This is a genomic window from Bacillus sp. FJAT-42376 (assembly GCF_003816055.1).
In the GTDB taxonomy this organism is placed as follows: Bacteria; Bacillota; Bacilli; order Bacillales; family Bacillaceae; genus Metabacillus_B.
The window spans coordinates 4173277-4190387 of the sequence record NZ_CP033906.1 but is presented as its reverse complement, the minus strand read 5'-3'; the positions used below and the strand labels follow the sequence as shown (position 1 = coordinate 4190387).

Below are 17111 nucleotides of genomic sequence, written 5' to 3'. Positions count from 1 at the left end.
CCCCCGAACCTTTTTATCTCTTACTTTCTTGAATAATCGATCAGGTTGGTGAAGATCCGGTAGCCTCCCGGAACATTGCTTTGAATTTGGCGGTACCAGACAAGGTTTGTATACAGATAGCTGCCTTTCCCGTAGTCCGCCATTAAAATCCCTCCGTCGAATGGGGCTTCATTTGGGTCGGCCATGCGGACAAATGGCTTAAATTCGCTTGCCCAGCTGCTTGGGTAGTAAAGACCGCGCTCCTGAATCCAGTTTTCCCAATCCCGGTCTGTAATTTTGTTCGGTTCATTGAAGAGCGGGTGCTCCGGCTGAAGCATTGTGACTTTGGCTTTTTCATCCGTGACCCTCCAGCGGATCGACGGACTGCCGATGACAAGCTTGTATGGAGCGGAGGAGTCCGGGTTCCATTTGTCCTCCGGCTTATGGTATTGAACGACAAGGTGTCCGCCGTTTTTCACAAAGTCCAGCAGCTTCGGATTGTTTTTCACAAGGTCTTCTCTTGAGAGATAAGCGCGGATTCCGATGACGACGGTGTCATACTGGCTTAAATCAGCCATCTCGAGCTGTCCTTTTTCAAGGCTCGTGATATTCATTCCGACCGCTTTCAATTTGCCGGATACATTGTCAAAGCCGCTCTCCACATACCCGATTTTTTTCGCTGCATCAAATTCAAGCGGGAAAGCCGCCGCTTTCGTTCCGGCTTCATATAAGGAATAAAAGGTGCCGATGTGTGGATAAGCGATATCCTGAACGGTCGTGCTGATGGTTTGGCCGTCCGCCTCTGCAGCAGGCTTCAATACATAATTGCCTTCCTTTATGCCGGACGGCAGCTGTACGGTAAAGACGGCGGTTTTTTCTTCATTTTTTCTTGAAAAAGAGACCTTCTGATCGTTGTTCGTGACCTTCCACCCGCTCGGAACCTCGAGGCTTAACGCCGCCTTTTCTTTTCCGGCCGTATGATTTCTGGCTGTCACTTTAACTTCAACAGATGATTTCGGTTTTGCGGTATTGATGACAAGACTGTCCGGATCGCTTTTGATGGATACGGCAGGCAGTACGGCAACCGTTTCTTCCGGTTCTGAAAGAATGCCTGAATCGGTTCCGTTTACTTGAAAGGAAACGGCTGCTTTTAAAATGGATGGGTCGTAAGGATTGTAGTAGGATGAGTTTCTTGATGCGGTAATGGAGTAAGTGAAGACGGCCGTTTCACCGGGATTCAGTTTGGTTTTTCCTGTCCTTCCTGTCCGCTTCCATTCCGGCGGAACGCGGAGGGCGGTTTTCAGGTTTTTAATGGTTTCCTTGCCGCTGTTTGTCACCTTCACTTGAACGCGGGAAGATCCTCCGGGTACAAGCGCGGGATTGCTCACCGTTGTTTTCACGGTTATTTCTGATGCTTCAGCCGCAACAGCCATCAGCTGATTTTCCTTCACATCCAGACGGAAAAGAAGGTCGCTTTTCTGTTCTTTGGAAAGCTTGCTTCGGTCTGTCAGCTTTTCAAGCAATCGTACCTGATCGAGGGCTGGGTATACCTCCTCAGCAATCGCTGAACGGTTTGGATACTGTTCGATCAGAGCGTCTAAACGGTCTTGAAGCTTTTCGAGTTTGCCGGCAAGCGCCCGCTCTTTTGAAAGGGAATCGGCGTATTCGGTGAAATTGTAAGGAATGGAGTCAAACAGTGTGCTTTCTTTTTCTGCCAGTCCGGTTCTGGATTTCGTAAGCTTCAAGTGGATGGATCTTGGTTCTGCAGGAAGGTCGCGGCCCATCCCCTGACTCTTATGAAGGAAGCGCGATTGCTCGCCGATTTGAGGATACGTTTTTCCGTAAACCTCATCCATCAATCCAATTTCAAACGAAGTGGTAGCGGTCTTGGCATCCGCAGGGAGGTACAGCTTTTTAATGGACCACGGTTCGAGCCCTTCTTTCAGCTGTTCAGGAAAAATGTCTGGATCAGCAGCATCCTCAAATGCCTTCAGGGTCAGATAATTGATTGTCCGGTGATGTCCATGCTCCGTATCGACATCGAGGAAAGAGGGCATGACCACGTCAGGCCGCCAGGTGCGGATCAGGCGGATCATTCGCTCATAGGCAGTCTGTTCTCCCCAGTTGGAAAGGGTCTCTTCCTTCGATTTGGAAAATCCGAAGTCATAAATCTCATCACTCGGCTTCCGGCTAAGATGGTACACCTTCACCCCGGTTACCTTCGATGCTTCAATGAGCTCTCTGGACCGGATGATGCCAAGGGCATTTCCGAGTTCTTCGCCGATTTCGTTTTGCCCGCCCTCCCCTCTGTTGGCAATGAGGCTTGCGGTCCGTACGCCTTTTCCTCTTGAAAGGTAGGCGAGCAGATCACTTCGCTCATCATCCGGATGGGCTCCTGTATTGAGAAAGCTGACAATCGTACCAAGAGGTTTCAGTGTACTCCAGAGGTCCGGGTCGGATTCTTGTTCCTTTGCACTTGCGGGCAGAATGAGTGAAGCGGCCATCACGACAGATACAGCAGAAGCAAACAATCGTTTCATCAGCCAATCTCTCCTTTACATCACTTTTAAAGCGCTTTCAATTTCTCTTAATACAAGAGACACCGCTCCTACAACCCCCAGGTTTTCTGCAAAAGCTGTCCGTTTGACCGGGGCAGAAACGGATGCGTATTCTGTGATGATTTCCTTAATTCGCGGCATGAACCAGTCAGCGCTTTTTGAGACTCCACCTCCTAAAAGCACGACTTCCGGATTTATAATTGAAATCATATTGGCAATCGCAAAGCCGATATGATCAACTACCTCATGAACAACGCCCAGAGCCGTTTCATCGCCCTGCTGTGCAGCGTGAAAAACGTCTTTAGCCGTAAACGGGGAAGAGGAGAGAAAGTGACCGGGCTTTGATTTTAATTCGGCCTCCATTTTCTGCACGATGGAAGGGCCTCCCGTATACCGGTCTAAAAATCCGTAGCCCTTATGATAAGCAGGCAGGTTCTCACTTTGGCTTTTGGTTTTATCCGTAATCATATAGCCAATCTCACCGGCAGCCCAAGTCGATCCTCTATAGAGCTCGCCATGAATAATCAGCCCGCAGCCAATTCCTGTGCCGATCGAAATCAGGACTACATTCCGGAGACCTTTAGCCGCTCCAATCCACTGCTCGCCAATCACCGCTACATTCACATCATTATCAATCACCACAGGCCATGGAAAAATGGCTTCCGCCTGCTTCTTTAATTCGTAATCCTTCCATCCGAGGCTTGGGGCATCGAGGACAATCCCTCTCTTTACATCGGTCATCCCGGGCGCACCGATCCCCATTCCGAGAATGTTCTCTGGAACTAGCCCGAGTTCCCGCATGAGCTTGGCTGCTGAAAGCTCCAATGCGGTTAAAATCCCCGACAGAAGATGAGTCTGGGTCGGGAACTCATCGACGGCCACAACCTTGCCGGACAAATCGCAAATTCCAGTCCTTACTTTCGTCCCGCCGATATCCACTCCAATGACATAGGCAGCCCTGTTATTAAACAGAAGCTCAATCGGCCGGCGTCCACCCTGTAAACCGGAATGGCCGATCCCGCTTTCCTGAACCCATCCTTCCCTCAGCAGCTCCTCCACTAAAGCAGAGACCGTCGGCTTGCTGATTTGCAGACGATCTGCAATCTCACTCCTCGAAACAGGACCTTCTTCCTTCACACACCGGAGGATCAATCGCTTATTCCTTTCCTTTACGTAGGCGATCCCGCCCAGCTGAATCGGCTTCATCTCTCGTCTCCTTCATGGGGCTTTTTATCCTTTAAGGTTAATGGGCAGCATCATCGTTATTCAGAGGGTCATTGAGGTTGGTTAGTAAAGGTTCCTAACTTACCCGAATTATATTCTGTGAATTCAGATTATTCAACCAAAATATACAAAATAAGGAAAAAGTCTTACGGATGGCGAAATATCCAGCCGTTTTCTGATTACCCGTTTAAATTACCGGCAGGATATCCTAAAATAAAGAGGAAACAAGTAGGAGGTCATAAAATGGAAGAAGCAATCGTTGAGTCCATTCATTTGGATGTCCTGCTGAAGCTAAGCTGTGCTGCAATTGCCGGAATTATCATTGGACTGGAACGGGAATTAAAAGGAAAGCCTCTCGGTTTAAAAACATGCCTCATCGTATCCGTTACGGCCTGTTTATTAACCGTTGTCTCATATGAATCATCTTTTCTTTATGCTGAAGCCTATACCCGGCCAATGGACCCGGGAAGAATCCCTTCGTATGTACTAAGCGGAATCGGTTTTTTAGGAGCCGGAGTTATTTTGCGGAGAAGCAACGAAGTGATTTCTGGATTAACAACCGCAGCCCTCGTTTTTGCCTCGGCAGCCATCGGAATTTCCATCGGAGCAGGCTTTTACTTTGAAGCACTTGCCGGTGTCATCTTTATCTTCCTCGGTGTCCGGATTATCCCGCTCGCTCTTGGGAAGGTTGGAATCAAGCGCTTAAAGCAAAAGGAATTCAAGGTGAAGATTTATGCAGAAAAAAACACCGATCTGACTAATCTTTTGCAATTCCTGAGAGAAAAGGGACTCGGGACAAAACGGGTCCGGATTAAGGAAGAGCCTGCATCGATTGTTGTTTATTGCTCCGTCATTTCTGAAGCAGAGAATTGTCCAACGGCCATCTTCTATGAAATCAGAAAACAGCCCGGCGTCCTTCAAGCTGATGTCGAAAATATGGAATAGAGAAGCAGGATGAAACGAAACCGTCTGCTCTATGCCATTTTTCTTGTTACCGTCATCGGACTTGGCCTATTATCCAGGAAACTCGCTGTCTTCCTGCCGGGCTTCGTCAACTTCTGGCTTGGCGATGCACTTTGGGCAGCAATGATTTTTCTTGGATTTGCCTTTGTTTTCAGCAGAAGAAGAACGATGGTAATTGCGTTTCTGTCAGCCGGATACTGTCTGCTCACCGAATGCAGCCAGCTCTATCAGGCATCATGGATCAATGAGCTCCGAAATACAGGCCTCGGCGGTCTTGTCCTTGGATACGGTTTTCTTTGGACCGATCTCGCGGCCTATGCTCTCGGAATTGCCGTGTGTGCGGGAATGGAATATACAAAAAGACCCTCTGCCCGATAAGCAGAGGGTTTCCTTTTACACAAATTCTGTTTTCACAATGGCTTCCGCAACAAGCGGTGAAAGCGATGTATCATATCGGTCATCAATCCATTTTGCCAGTGTTTTCATCGTGCTGGCAAACTCTTTTTGCTGGGTCATGCTTGTATAAGTGTAAAGGGCAAAAAGATCCTTCTCGAATACCTGTTTCCAGAACGTCTGGTCGCAGCTGCTCCACTGTGTAAGCGATTTTTGTTCTAAAATATCGCGCAGATCAAGAAGATTGTTGCGGTATTTCCTTACCGTATTGGCAGACTTGCCGGCCGATTTCTCTTTGTAAAAAGTCATGAGATCCTCAGCGTAGAAGTTGTTCACCGTATCCGGCCGGAAACCTAATTCCTCATAATATGGAATATCTTCCTGATTAATTTCCGTGCCTCTTCTTGGCGCGGAAGCCGGTTCAAGGGAGGAAGTGCGGGATTCGCCTCCTGTTACAAAAGGAGAAAGCGGCAGTCCAAGTTCTCTGCGGATTGTATTGAAATCCGGCGTCAGATCGCCGTCCTCGATTTGTTTTGAAAAGTTATGCTCATAATTTTTCAGCCAGTGCTCGGCGTCCGCTTTCCTGCCGTTTTGAACCATTTCTCTTAAAGAGAGGTTATCATAAGCAGGAATTTTCTGATCCGCATCCATATTCAGAAAGGCTTGGGAAATAGGGCCGAACCGTTCAGCTGATGCCTCTTCAGGAAGGAACACCATATTGCTGATTTCCGCATTGAATGGAAGAGTAATCGATTTGGACGTTTGATCCATATACGAAAGCGCTACTCCGGTTTTTTTCATCAGCGATTTAAATCCTTCCGCATGCTCAGAGCCAATGCAGGAGAAAGTTAACATTCCATTAACGACTTCCATCGTTCCGAACACATCCCCAACTAGAGCCGAACCCGTCATTTCGCTATCCCTGAACGTTTTCCAATTTCCCGACCAGCTCACCATTTTCTCTTCACCCCAGCGGTCAATGAGAAACTCATCATGCTGTTGGAAGAAGTCAAGCAGCGCCTTCTCATTCTGGACATTATACGTCACTTCGACCTGCTCAAGTGTCTTACTCTCCTGGCTGCCGGCATGTCCCTGTTCCTTTTGAACAATTTCTGCCATCAGCTCAAGGAAATAATCCTGGAGAATCTCCCCGTGGGAAAGACTCTCTGCCGCCATCAGTTCCTGTGCTCTGGAAACCGCCGCTCTTAAGCCTTGAGGAGTCGTAAACGCCCGTAAGCCATGGAACAAATATTGATCTTCAAACGGCTCTAAAATAGAAAGCGTTCCATACCAAGGAATAAAGTCCCCGGAATTCTCCTTGGACCGCACCACCTGGAAAGTCTCAGCTGTAAACTGATCCTCAAAAACAATGGATTGCTCAGACGCATCAATGGCCTGAAGCAGGCGGGGCTTAGAGGAAATCCATGTCTGAATCATATGCTGCTGCTCGCGATTCAGCCTGCCATTCGCCTCTTCATAAAACCACTCCACACCCCGTTTGCCATTCTCAAGCTTCCGAAGGAAATAAAGCCAAAACTCAAAGAACGGATCCTCCATATGCCCGGGAACCGTATTCTCCGTCCGCTTCCTGAATTCCATCAAATACGTATGCATATCTGCACGGCTGTACTGTTTTTGAAAAAACTTACTCATCATATAAATCAGCTCTTGCTTCTGCTGAATAAACCGCTCCTGCTTCACTTCCGTCAGCTGAACGACATTCTCCTTCGACAAACAGCACTTCTTATATTTTTTCCCGCTGCCGCAAGGGCACGGTGCATTTCGATTTATAGACATCTTCTCACCTATCTGTTTTTAAATTTCTTCAATACTCTTAAGTAAAACGCATTTCGGGATGGAGGTCAACCTGGGCGGGGGTGATTTGGATTGAGTTTGTGATGAGGTTTGTTTTTTTTGCACTAGAGTTTGTGATGAGGTTTGTTTTTCTGCACTAGAGCTTGTGATGAGGTTTGTTTTTTTTGCACTAGAGCTTGCGATGAGGTTAGTTTTTCTGCACTGCCCCTCTGTCCTTTAAAGCAACAGGGGAACAAGCATCAGAAGTGCGAAGTCTTGATACGTATGGAGATCGTAAAAGGGGGGACGGAGATTTAGTGCTTTAGCAGAGCGGGGGTCAGTGCATTGCTCTGACCTTCTATGCTTTAAAGAAGTGGGGGAACAAGCATCAGAATTGCAAAGTCTTGATACATATGGAGATCGTAAAAGCGGGGACGGAGATTTAGTGCTTTAGCAGAGCGGGGGTCAGTGCACAGTGCATTGCACTGACCTTCTATGCTTTAAAGAAGCGGGGGAACAAGCATCAGAAGTGCGAAGTCTTGATACGTATGGAGATCGTAAAAGGGGTGACGGAGATTTAGTGCTTTAGCAGAGCGGGGGTCAGTGCATTGCACTGACCTTCTATGCTTTAAAGAAGTGGGGGAACAAGCACCAGAAGTGCGAAGTCTTGATACATATGGAGATTGTAAAAGCGGGGACGAAGATTTAGTGCTTTAGCAGAGCGGGGGTCAGTGCACAGTGCATTGCACTGACCTTCTATCCACTAAAGAAGCGGGGGAACAAGCACCAGAAGTGCGAAGTCTTGATACATATGGAGATTGTAAAAGCGGGGACGGAGATTTAGTGCTTTAGCAGAGCGGGGGTCAGTGCAAACCCCAATAAATCATTGCTACAAAGCTTGAAACCCTGCAATCCCAGTGCAATTTACAAGCTTAAACTCTACATGCCAACCGCTTCTCTCATAATTCCGCCCCAACCTGCATACCCTAACCGTAACCTGAAAAAATAAATTTTGTCAGAAAAGAAGGAAAATACAAAATTATTGGAGAATTATAGGTGTGTTATAGAAAAATATACATAATATGGAGGGGCTATACAAATGAAGAAACACGTTTTGACAACAGTGGCAGCAGCGGCGATCGCCGTATCTGCGGTAGTACCGTACAACGTTTTGAGCACGCCGGTTGCGCATGCGGAAGAAACAAAGGGGAAGCCGGATTACAAAACCCGTGAAGAGATTCCTGTTCAATATAAATGGAATTTGGAAGATATGTATAAGTCTAAGGCTGCATGGGAAGCGGATGTGAAAAAAGCAGAGGATCTGTCTGCTAAATTCAAGAAAGACTATCAGGGCGGAAAGATCGGCAAGAACGTTGTGACGCTGGCTAATGCGCTGAAGGATTATTCTGCGCTGTCTACCATTTCAGACAGAGCTTATGTGTATGCAAATCTTTCGTTTGATGTGAATCAGTCCAATTCCGATCTTCAGGCTCTCACAGACCGTGCCGAAAAGATGTCTGCTAAAATCTCGGGGAATACAGCCTGGCTGAAACCGGAGATCACAAGCATCCCGACAAAAACAATGGAGAAAATCCTGCGCAATAAAACGGTTGCGCCGTATAAATATTTCTTGAAGGATATGGTCCGGACAAAAGCCCATACCCTTACAAAGGAAGAGGAAGAGCTGCTGGCAAAGGTTTCGCCTCTAAGTGACACAGGAACGAACGTCTACGCGATGCTTGCGAAAGATGTAAAATTCCCGATGATTAAAGATTCTAGTGGAAAAGACGTGCAATTAACGCGCTCCAACTTCATTTCCTATATGGAAAGCAAGGATCGCAATGTTCGTAAGCAAGCATATGAAGCGTACTATCAAACCCTTGGAAAATTCCAGGATTCATTCTCACAGACGCTTGCTGCGCAGGTAAAAGGCCATAATATCGGAGCTGAAGTCAGACATTATAAATCCGCTCTTGAAGCGGCGGTTACTCCGAACAATGTGCCATCAAAAGTATATGATCAGCTTATTTCTTCCGTAAACAAAGGCTTGCCGCTTATGCACCGCTACATGGAATTGAAGAAGAAAATGCTGAATGTCGATGAGCTTCATATGTATGATATCTACACTCCAATTGTCGATGCGGATGATACGTACATTCCGTATGAAGATGCAAAAGGAATGGTGCTCGACGGGCTGAAACCGATGGGCGACGATTACCTGAATGTCCTGAAAAAAGCATTTGATGAGCGCTGGGTGGATGTGTATTCCACAGATGACAAAGCGACAGGGGCTTACCAGTGGGGCTCCTATGATAAGCATCCGTACCTTCTTTTGAATTACCAGGGGACAAAGGATGACGTTTCAACCATCGCTCATGAACTCGGCCATGCAGTGAACTCCTACATGTCCAGCAAAAAGCAAAACTACCTGAATTCCAACTATGCAACGTTCACGGCTGAAGTGGCTTCCACTTTAAACGAAGCGCTGCTGTGGAACAGTGAATACAAAAATGCAAAAACAAAAGAGGAAAAACTGTTCTTGCTGAACCAGCGTCTGGAAAACTTCCGTACCACGCTTTTCCGTCAAACGCAGTTTGCTGAGTTCGAGAAAAAGATCCATGAACTCGATCAAAAAGGCGAGGCGCTCAATGCGGAAACCTTCAAAAAGGTATACGGGGAGATCAACCAGAAGTATTACGGCAAAGCAATGGCTGCCGATGAAGAAATCCCAATGGAATGGGCGCGCATTCCGCATTTCTATAACTACAATTTCTACGTATACCAATATGCAACAAGCTTTGCGGCTTCAACGGCTCTGTCCAAGCAAATCACAGATGAAGGTGCACCGGCAGTTAACCGTGTGAAAGGGTTCCTTGCTGCAGGCGGCTCAACAGACCCGATTAGCATCCTGAAAGGCGCAGGAGTGGATATGTCCACATCCAAGCCAATCGACCAGGCGATGCAAGTATTTGAAGAAACGCTGAATGAAATGGAAAAATTGATGAACGAGAAGTAAAAAAGGGGCGGTTCTCCAATTAGGAGAATCGCTTTTTTTGATGAGTACAAAATCATGTGGAAGGGTATGTAAAAATAAACCATTTATACATAAGGGGGATTATAATGAACATGGAAACCGCGGCTGTCCAGCGAAAGAAAAGCCAGGCAAAAGGCTGGATCCTTTTTGCTGCCGCTCTTTTGGTTTTGACTGCCATAGCCTGTTTATTTACATTCGGCTTAAGCGTACAAGTCCATTCAGGAAATGCTATGGAGCCTTCCATATCCAGCGGTGATAAACTGTTAGTAACCCATATCCTTTATACACCGAAAAAAGGGGACAGTGTCCTTGCTGAATATAAACCGGGTCAAAACTTTATTAAGCGAATTATTGCAGGTCCGAATGACACGGTGGCTATAGAGCAGGGGGTTACTTATGTGAACGGGAAAGCCATTGACAAACCGTCATCCCTCTCAAGTGACATGAAAGAAATCACGCTCCCGCCAGAACAATATTTTCTTGTTGGAGATAACCGTGAGGTAAGTATAGACAGCCGTATGCCTGAGATTGGAACCTTTTCTGAAAAAGAAATGAAAGGGAAAGTATTAGCGGTTCTTCCCTTTTAAGATAAAAAACAGTCTGGCTGGTTTGCAGCAGACTGTTTCTTAATGTGTACTATTTTTTTTCCACTTATTAAATTCGAGAAACTCTCTAAACTGTTCTTTCGATACGCCGGAATCCATCGCTTCTTTGACAAGCTTAGACCACTCGGAATCCAGGTTTTTTCGGCTTGGCTCTTCCTTCTGATTTATAAAGGAATGAACAGGTTCGCCTAAAACAGCGGAGACCTTTTCTAAGAACAAAATGGAAGGGTTGGATTGAAGGTTGCGTTCAATAGAACTTAAATAAGATTTAGCCACACCTGCACGGTTCGCTAACTCTGTTAATGAAAGATTGTGCTGTACACGGTATTGACGGATTCGTTCACCAATCATTTGGGTCTCATTCCCTTCTATGGTTCAATCATACCATATAACGAATGAGAATTTCCTATAAAAAGAACGATTTCGACAGATTTTGCTCGACAAATTTTGCAGGTATAGACAGAATGGGCTAACGTATAGGTTCTTAGTCCTTTATCCTGTATTAACCATTTAGCAGCCTGCTTAAGGTGCACCAACTGCAAAGCAAATGATGGCCAAACACAATAGCAGAATGGAATAGAGAAAAATGACAAGCCTGGCAGCAAGCAGTTAAATTGCTCATACAATTTGGAAGCAATCGTATAAGGCGGAGTGAATAGGGGCAGCGAGAGCAGCTCCAATAAACAGCTGTCCATTGTTAGCCATTTGAACAATTCCGTTCCAGCCCGTTTGCTTAAAAGAAACAATAGACTGTATAAAAAGTGAACAATGAGAAGGAATCCTATAAAAAATAAAGATTTACCCAGCAGTTCGTTCAAAACGTTCTCACCCTATTCTAAATAGTAAGAGCCAGTTTTACATAAATAATATAAAAAATCACCATGAGAAGGAAAAGAACGATCATAAAACCAATAATAGATAAACGGGAGACCCACCAGTTCCGATGATCATAAATATGGGAAGAAAAAAGATAAGAAGGCCCGGCAAAAGGGCGAGGAACTCCAAAAAGCTTACGTTTTCTGTGAACCATTCATAAATTCCACATCCTAAACGCCTGCTGATTAAAAAAAGGAAGCTGTATAGGAAATTAAAGAGAGCCATTAACCCTAAAATACCCGCTGCCATCCCAATCATTTGCATCTCTATCCCATCCCTTTTTGAAGTAAATCCAGGAAACTGCTGACGGTAAAATAGATAATCACAGCAGCAAGAATCATGAGTAAAACCCACAAGGAGAACAAAATCCTCTTTACAAACCAGTTGTACTTCAGGACCTTTCTCTTGTAGAGATAGGGTGCTGCCCCTAATAACCCAACAACGATGAAATTCCATGTCTTCGTAAAGATGTTCGCAGCATTCGTAAATAATCCATTTTCATACTGTTCGAAAAGGGTATCCCCCATAATAATGAAGCATGCCGCATAGGTGCATTGTACGGTTAAGAGGATGAGAACAGTGTTTTTTATGGCATTAGCTATTAATTCAGCGAGCATAGAATCCTCCTAACCCTTATTAAAGAATTAAATTTAGAACGGAATAAAATACAATGCAAATAACAGAAAACAAAAGATACCAGCCTATGTATAATGCTTTTCTCATTAGCCAGGAATGGTCTTGCTGGTGAAATTTCTTATAAAAATAAGGACCCATTCCAAAAAGAAATTTTAAAACGAAGTTGGTTAGTTTGGGGAACCAGTGTTTTGGATTTTCAAAGATGCCCCATTCATAATAGTCTAAAAGTGTATTTCCCATAATAATTAAGGTAAAAGCGTATGCGTTTTGACTGACTAGGAGGATGAGGATGAACGTCATTAGGATCATTGCAGACTCCTTCTTTTATAGTTGCCCTGTTAAATAAACTGCCCGAAACAATTAAACTGGTCCACATCATAAAAATAAGTCTTCTTATATACCAGGAATGATGCTGCAGCCTCTTGTAAAGAAAGGGGCCTAATCCGAACATTCCCCTCAGTAGAAAATTCGTTGTTTTTGGAACCCAATGCTTAGGTTTTTCAAAAATGCCCCACTCAAAATACTCAAGAAGCGTGTTTCCAATCAGCAGCAATGAAAAACAGTAGGAACATTGAGCTGTGAGAATCATCGCTATACAAATTTTCAATATCTCTGTTAATGATTCCATAGAAGAATACTTCTTCAGCTGAAAAATTTAAGAGTTTGGCTGACAGCATTAAATAGGATAATGGCGACGATTCCAGCAATGATGAAATAAAGAATATAAAGGAATTTAGATAGAATCCAGGAGTCTTTCTGGCTTTTATAATAAAGAAATGGACCGAGGCCAACAATCGAATACAATATAAAATTTATAATCTTATGGAATATATTGTTACTGTGATTAAAGATCCCTGATTCAAAATATTCGACTTGCGCTTTTCCTAAAATGAGAATGGCAAAGGCATAGCCAAACTGACCAGCTAAAACGGCTAGCATAGATAATTCTATAATTTTGATGAGGCTGTTGGAAATCATTTGTTGCTCCTTTACCGTTTTATACAAAAGAGCTTATCAATATATTAATAATACCCGCCATTAAGATTAACATCAGGACCCATAAACCCATCACCATTCTTTTGACCAGCCAATTGCGATGCTTTGCTTTCTTTTTGTAAATAAATGGGCCTAAACCAAACAAAGCATATGCTATGAAATTCCATATTTTCGTAAAGAGATTCTTCCCATTTGCAAAGAGTCCATCTTCGAATTGGTCGTGGATTGTGTCGCCCATTATAACGATACATGCAGCAAAGGTACATTGAATAATGGAGAGGATAAGAATGGTGTTTTTTAAAAATTCTGCTGCAAGAAACATCAAATGATCTCCTTTACCGTTATTAATCTTCAGGATTAAGCACAGGTGAAAATAGAAAACTGCAGGAATGCTCCTGCAGTTTTTTATGAAGATGATGATGCAGATGATGATGCAGCAACAAACCCCACTCCGTTAATCACTTGATACCATTCATCCGCAGGGTTCAATCGGACAGAGACGGGTGTTACTGGATTATCTGTATATTCAGCGACCCAAACTCCGTTAGTGGAAGGGAGGAAGAATACAATGTTTTCAAGGTATGTGTCTTCTTCCTTATCTGATAAAGCGAAATTTGAGATGTTAAATAAAGACCAGTTGTTTTCTTTAAGATCATGAATAAATTTCTCGAAGCTTTCACGTTGAAGAGTATCGGTCTCGTATTTGGCTATTACTTGATTAGCGTTTTCATATTTGCTGAGTGTATCGAAATCTTCATCGCTCAGACAAAATTCATGATTAGAAAATTCGCTGCTTATTTCAAAAGAATAGTAATTTTTGATGATTTTTGGAATTTCTTCTGTTTCTACATATGAAAATTCGTGGATGATGTCTTTGTAGATAGTATGTGCCAGCCAGCCGTTATCAGTTACTTTATGGAACAAGAACGCACTCATATTTGGCGCATCCGAACAGCGAATCATCCTTTTAGACTCTACATACGATTTAATAAAACTCTGCATGTTGTCATTTAAGGGGAATTCCCCTTCTTCGTCTTTTCGTTCATCCCATATTTGTTTAAGTATTAAGTGGGGAATTGTGATTTGAAAAACTAAGTTCCAATCTTCTTCAGTACGGTCTCCATATGAACCAACAGCAATTCCTTTAGCAAATTCGTGATAACCGCATACTGAGACGAGTACAGCCAATTCTTCAGTAGTACAGGATATTTGATGGTTCACTGCTAAACTCCTCCTTCGAGTTAGATAAATAAATTAAGAATCGTACTAATAATTGAGTAGAATAGTATACAGACTACTGAGAACAATAGATACCAGCCTAAGTATAGTGCTTTCCTGGAAAACCATGATCGTTCTTGATTATGAAGTTTTTTGTAAAAATAGGGGCCAATTCCAAAAAGGAATCTTAAAATAAAATTTGTTGTTTTAGGAAACCAATGCTTTGGGTTCTCGAAAATTCCCCATTGATAATATTCTAGGAGTATATTTCCCATAATGATTAAGGTGAAGGCATATGCGTTCTGACTGACTAAAAGTATTAGAACAATGACCTGGATTATTTCTATCGTTGATTGCATTATGCAGGCTCCTTAGACTATAGATAATTAGTTGAACCACCCTTTTACAGATTTAAATGTATCAGAAATGGCTTTTTCAGTTACTTTACCGACCTTTTTAACGCCTTTTTCGACAACTCCTCCAACTTTTTCTCCAACATCTTTAATTTTGTCTCCAGCTACGACACTTACTACGCCTCCAGCTAATCCGCCAATGGCCCCTCCTACAACTGTACCGACCGGACCTCCAATAGCAGTTCCTGCAATTGCTCCAATTTTAGCACCGCCGCTGATTGCAGCTAAGTCTGTAGCAAATCCAGCAAATGCTCTTCCAGTTTTTTCTCCGACTGTTTTGTTTTTATTTTCAGCACTAAAAAATTCACCTGCGTTCCCAGCTATGGAAATAACTTGCGATGCAATTGGTACACCTTTTCCTAGTTTTAAAAGTCCCTTTGCATCTGCAGCCCTTTTGGCTACATCTTTGACGCCGGTTTCAATTCTGCTTCCAAACCCATCCATGAATTTTTTGCCATCCAGCCAGCCGTTGAAGTTTTTAGGAAATCCGGCTGCATGTTTTACTAAATGAGCAGGGCTTGTATAAGAATTAACAAATTTATGAGCCATCTTGATTACAGGATTGGTGGGCTGTGATTTCGAGAAGTTTTTAAGCCATTTAGCTGCAAAATTGGAATGCCTTCCTTTAGTAGTCCAAGAAGGATCTACTCTAACGGTGAATTTATAATTTCCTTTTACGCGATTCCAGAACCGCGGCTTAACCCCGCCTTTATAATGAATTCTAATTTTTGAGCCCACTAAATATGCTGGAACTCCTGATACGAACTGAGAGGAGATTAGTAGTGTATCTGCAACCCCTAACTTTTCCCCAACATCTCCCAATGAATTTAGTGCAGTATCTCCTACATTCATAAACCGTTTAATTAACAAGTCATTCTTCAAACTTTTGTGACTACCAACATCAGACAGCTGCCCCGGCATATACCCCCCAACCGACAATTTCCCGCTTTCATACATACCGGAGATTTCGCTTACATAGGACTTTAATTTCTGCACGTCCTGATCTACCGTCGTGAGCTCGGACGTTTGTGTTTGGTCAAACTCGGTTAGCTGCTTGATTGTATCGTCCATGTCTTTCTTTGCATCACTTACTTTACCAGCTACACCGCTGTCGTCAAGGTTACTTACCGATGCGATGGATTTAATGGTATCGATGATTCCGTTCGCTTCGCCGGTCAGATCGGAGGTGTAGTTTTTCGTTTCGTTTAAACCGGTTGTGAGTTCACCTTCCAGAAAACTTTGTTTAATCATACCGCTTTTTTCAGGTTCAAGTGTCTCAAGATCTTCTTTCATTTTTTTAAGTACCCGCTCGTAGTTCTCAAATAAGAAATCATAGTAAGCGAGAAGGGGCTTATGCGTTTCTCCATAAAAAGAACGGATTGCCTGGGCGCCTTTACCAGTAAAAGTATAGAGGTTTTCGATGGATTTGACATCCTCCTCTACTTTCTTCAGCTGCTCTTTTTGTGATTTAATTTCTGCCAGTGCTGTTTTAATACCTTGGCTCAGTGATTCAACGTCAAGAGTTTTCATTGCTTAGGAATGCTCCTTTCTTTATTTGAAGGAAGCGCCAACTTCCTCGTCGGTTTCCTTCATTGATTGGATGGATTCTTTTGTTGCCTGAACATTTTTCAGGAGAAGGGCTTTGTATTGATCTGCTGCGTCTTGAAGTGCTTTGTTCAGCTCATTGATTTTTTTGACGGCATCCAGTTCATTTCCGCTTGCAAAGTCGCTTGGCAGGGAGGAGGTAAAGGCTTGAGAGGACGACTGAAGCTGATCGGTGACTTTATTTACTTCTGCTATATCTATGTTAATTTGTTCACTCATTGTACGGACTCCTTTCTAGTTCGCTTTCGCTGCTGCATCAGCTGCTGCTTTTGCCTCAGCAGCGAGTCTTGCTTCTTCTGCAGCGATTTGTTCTTTTAAACTCTTAATCTCTTCTTTTATTTCTTCTATTCGGCGCTCAATCTGATTGAGGACATCCTCAAGCTGTCCGTCGAATAGATCCTTGTATTCTTCTTTTAATTCGGTTCGGATCTTGTCAAAGTCCGTTGCGTGCTCTCCCTTAAAAGTGTCAGCTGTCAGCTCGGGGTCCTTGCACATCGTTATTTTAGCTTTAAATTCCTGCTGGATCCCCTCAAGCTTTGGTTTCGCTGCTTCCAGTTTCTCGAGCTCCTCTTCTTTTTTTCTCAATTGTTCATAAAGATAGGATAAATAGGCTGACATCGTTCATGAAGCCTCCTTAAAAATCTTGATCATTCGTCAAAAATGTACGTATTCTTCTATATTAAACAATGGGATAAATTAGGTTAAATGGGCAATTTCCCTTATATTGGTGAATAAAGCTAAGCCTTTTGAACTGATTTGGGTCGTATTTAGTATTTTTACCCATAATATTCAAACATTAACCAGTAATTTCTATAAC

Annotated in this window: 16 protein-coding genes; 4 read left to right on the top strand and 12 right to left on the bottom strand. The window is 43.6% G+C overall.

All coding sequences use genetic code 11. The features are described from left to right. Positions 1-20 precede the first annotated feature (20 nt). Both CEF21_RS20910 and CEF21_RS20905 read right to left on the bottom strand, forming a co-directional pair. Complete coding sequence (locus CEF21_RS20910) at positions 21-2519, bottom strand: NEW3 domain-containing protein (RefSeq protein ID WP_123919767.1); 2499 nt, start codon at positions 2517-2519, stop codon at positions 21-23. A 15-nt stretch (positions 2520-2534) separates the two neighbouring features. Then, positions 2535-3743 (bottom strand): ROK family transcriptional regulator, encoded by a 1209-nt coding sequence (locus CEF21_RS20905; RefSeq protein ID WP_123919765.1) that lies wholly within the window; start codon positions 3741-3743, stop codon positions 2535-2537. Between the two features lie 261 nt (positions 3744-4004). On the opposite strand from CEF21_RS20905, the gene CEF21_RS20900 reads away from it, so the two are divergent. Both CEF21_RS20900 and CEF21_RS20895 read left to right on the top strand, forming a co-directional pair. Further along, on the top strand, positions 4005-4706 hold the full coding sequence (locus tag CEF21_RS20900; RefSeq protein WP_123919763.1) for an MgtC/SapB family protein: 702 nt from the start codon (positions 4005-4007) through the stop codon (positions 4704-4706). A gap of 9 nt (positions 4707-4715) precedes the next feature. Beyond that, positions 4716-5102, top strand: coding sequence for a ribosomal maturation YjgA family protein (locus CEF21_RS20895; RefSeq protein WP_123919761.1), 387 nt, complete (start codon positions 4716-4718; stop codon positions 5100-5102). 15 nt (positions 5103-5117) lie between these two features. Here the strand turns inward: CEF21_RS20895 and CEF21_RS20890 are convergent, their stop codons facing one another. Further along, positions 5118-6914, bottom strand: coding sequence for a YecA family protein (locus tag CEF21_RS20890; RefSeq protein ID WP_123919759.1), 1797 nt, complete (start codon positions 6912-6914; stop codon positions 5118-5120). Positions 6915-8010: 1096 nt separating this feature from the next. On the opposite strand from CEF21_RS20890, the gene pepF reads away from it, so the two are divergent. Beyond that, the gene (pepF, locus tag CEF21_RS20885) at positions 8011-9927 is read left to right on the top strand and encodes an oligoendopeptidase F (protein ID WP_123919757.1); all 1917 of its coding nucleotides are present in this window, start codon (positions 8011-8013) and stop codon (positions 9925-9927) included. Positions 9928-10031: 104 nt separating this feature from the next. Next, positions 10032-10532 (top strand): signal peptidase I, encoded by a 501-nt coding sequence (gene lepB / locus CEF21_RS20880; RefSeq protein WP_123919755.1) that lies wholly within the window; start codon positions 10032-10034, stop codon positions 10530-10532. A 39-nt stretch (positions 10533-10571) separates the two neighbouring features. Here the strand turns inward: lepB and CEF21_RS20875 are convergent, their stop codons facing one another. The 9 genes from CEF21_RS20875 to CEF21_RS20835 form a co-directional block, all read right to left on the bottom strand. Further along, the gene (locus tag CEF21_RS20875) at positions 10572-10901 is read right to left on the bottom strand and encodes a helix-turn-helix domain-containing protein (protein WP_123919753.1); all 330 of its coding nucleotides are present in this window, start codon (positions 10899-10901) and stop codon (positions 10572-10574) included. 17 nt (positions 10902-10918) lie between these two features. After that, positions 10919-11368 (bottom strand): hypothetical protein, encoded by a 450-nt coding sequence (locus CEF21_RS20870; RefSeq protein WP_123919750.1) that lies wholly within the window; start codon positions 11366-11368, stop codon positions 10919-10921. Positions 11369-11692: 324 nt separating this feature from the next. Then, positions 11693-12043 carry a hypothetical protein gene (locus tag CEF21_RS20865; RefSeq protein ID WP_123919748.1) on the bottom strand — a complete coding sequence of 117 codons (351 nt, stop codon included), beginning with the start codon at positions 12041-12043 and terminating at the stop codon, positions 11693-11695. Positions 12044-12704: 661 nt separating this feature from the next. Continuing rightward, positions 12705-13040 carry a hypothetical protein gene (locus CEF21_RS20860; RefSeq protein ID WP_123919746.1) on the bottom strand — a complete coding sequence of 112 codons (336 nt, stop codon included), beginning with the start codon at positions 13038-13040 and terminating at the stop codon, positions 12705-12707. Positions 13041-13059: 19 nt separating this feature from the next. Next, positions 13060-13380: a hypothetical protein gene (locus tag CEF21_RS20855; protein WP_123919744.1), complete on the bottom strand. Its 321-nt coding sequence runs from the start codon at positions 13378-13380 to the stop codon at positions 13060-13062. An 83-nt stretch (positions 13381-13463) separates the two neighbouring features. Beyond that, a complete protein-coding gene (locus CEF21_RS20850) occupies positions 13464-14279 on the bottom strand; it encodes a hypothetical protein (protein ID WP_123919742.1) in 816 nt (271 codons plus the stop codon). 383 nt (positions 14280-14662) lie between these two features. Further along, positions 14663-16219, bottom strand: coding sequence for an LXG domain-containing protein (locus tag CEF21_RS20845; RefSeq protein ID WP_123919740.1), 1557 nt, complete (start codon positions 16217-16219; stop codon positions 14663-14665). 21 nt (positions 16220-16240) lie between these two features. Next, complete coding sequence (locus CEF21_RS20840; protein WP_123919738.1) at positions 16241-16513, bottom strand: YwqI/YxiC family protein; 273 nt, start codon at positions 16511-16513, stop codon at positions 16241-16243. A gap of 15 nt (positions 16514-16528) precedes the next feature. Next, the gene (locus CEF21_RS20835; protein WP_123919736.1) at positions 16529-16912 is read right to left on the bottom strand and encodes a YwqH-like family protein; all 384 of its coding nucleotides are present in this window, start codon (positions 16910-16912) and stop codon (positions 16529-16531) included. Between the last annotated feature and the right edge of the window lie 199 nt (positions 16913-17111).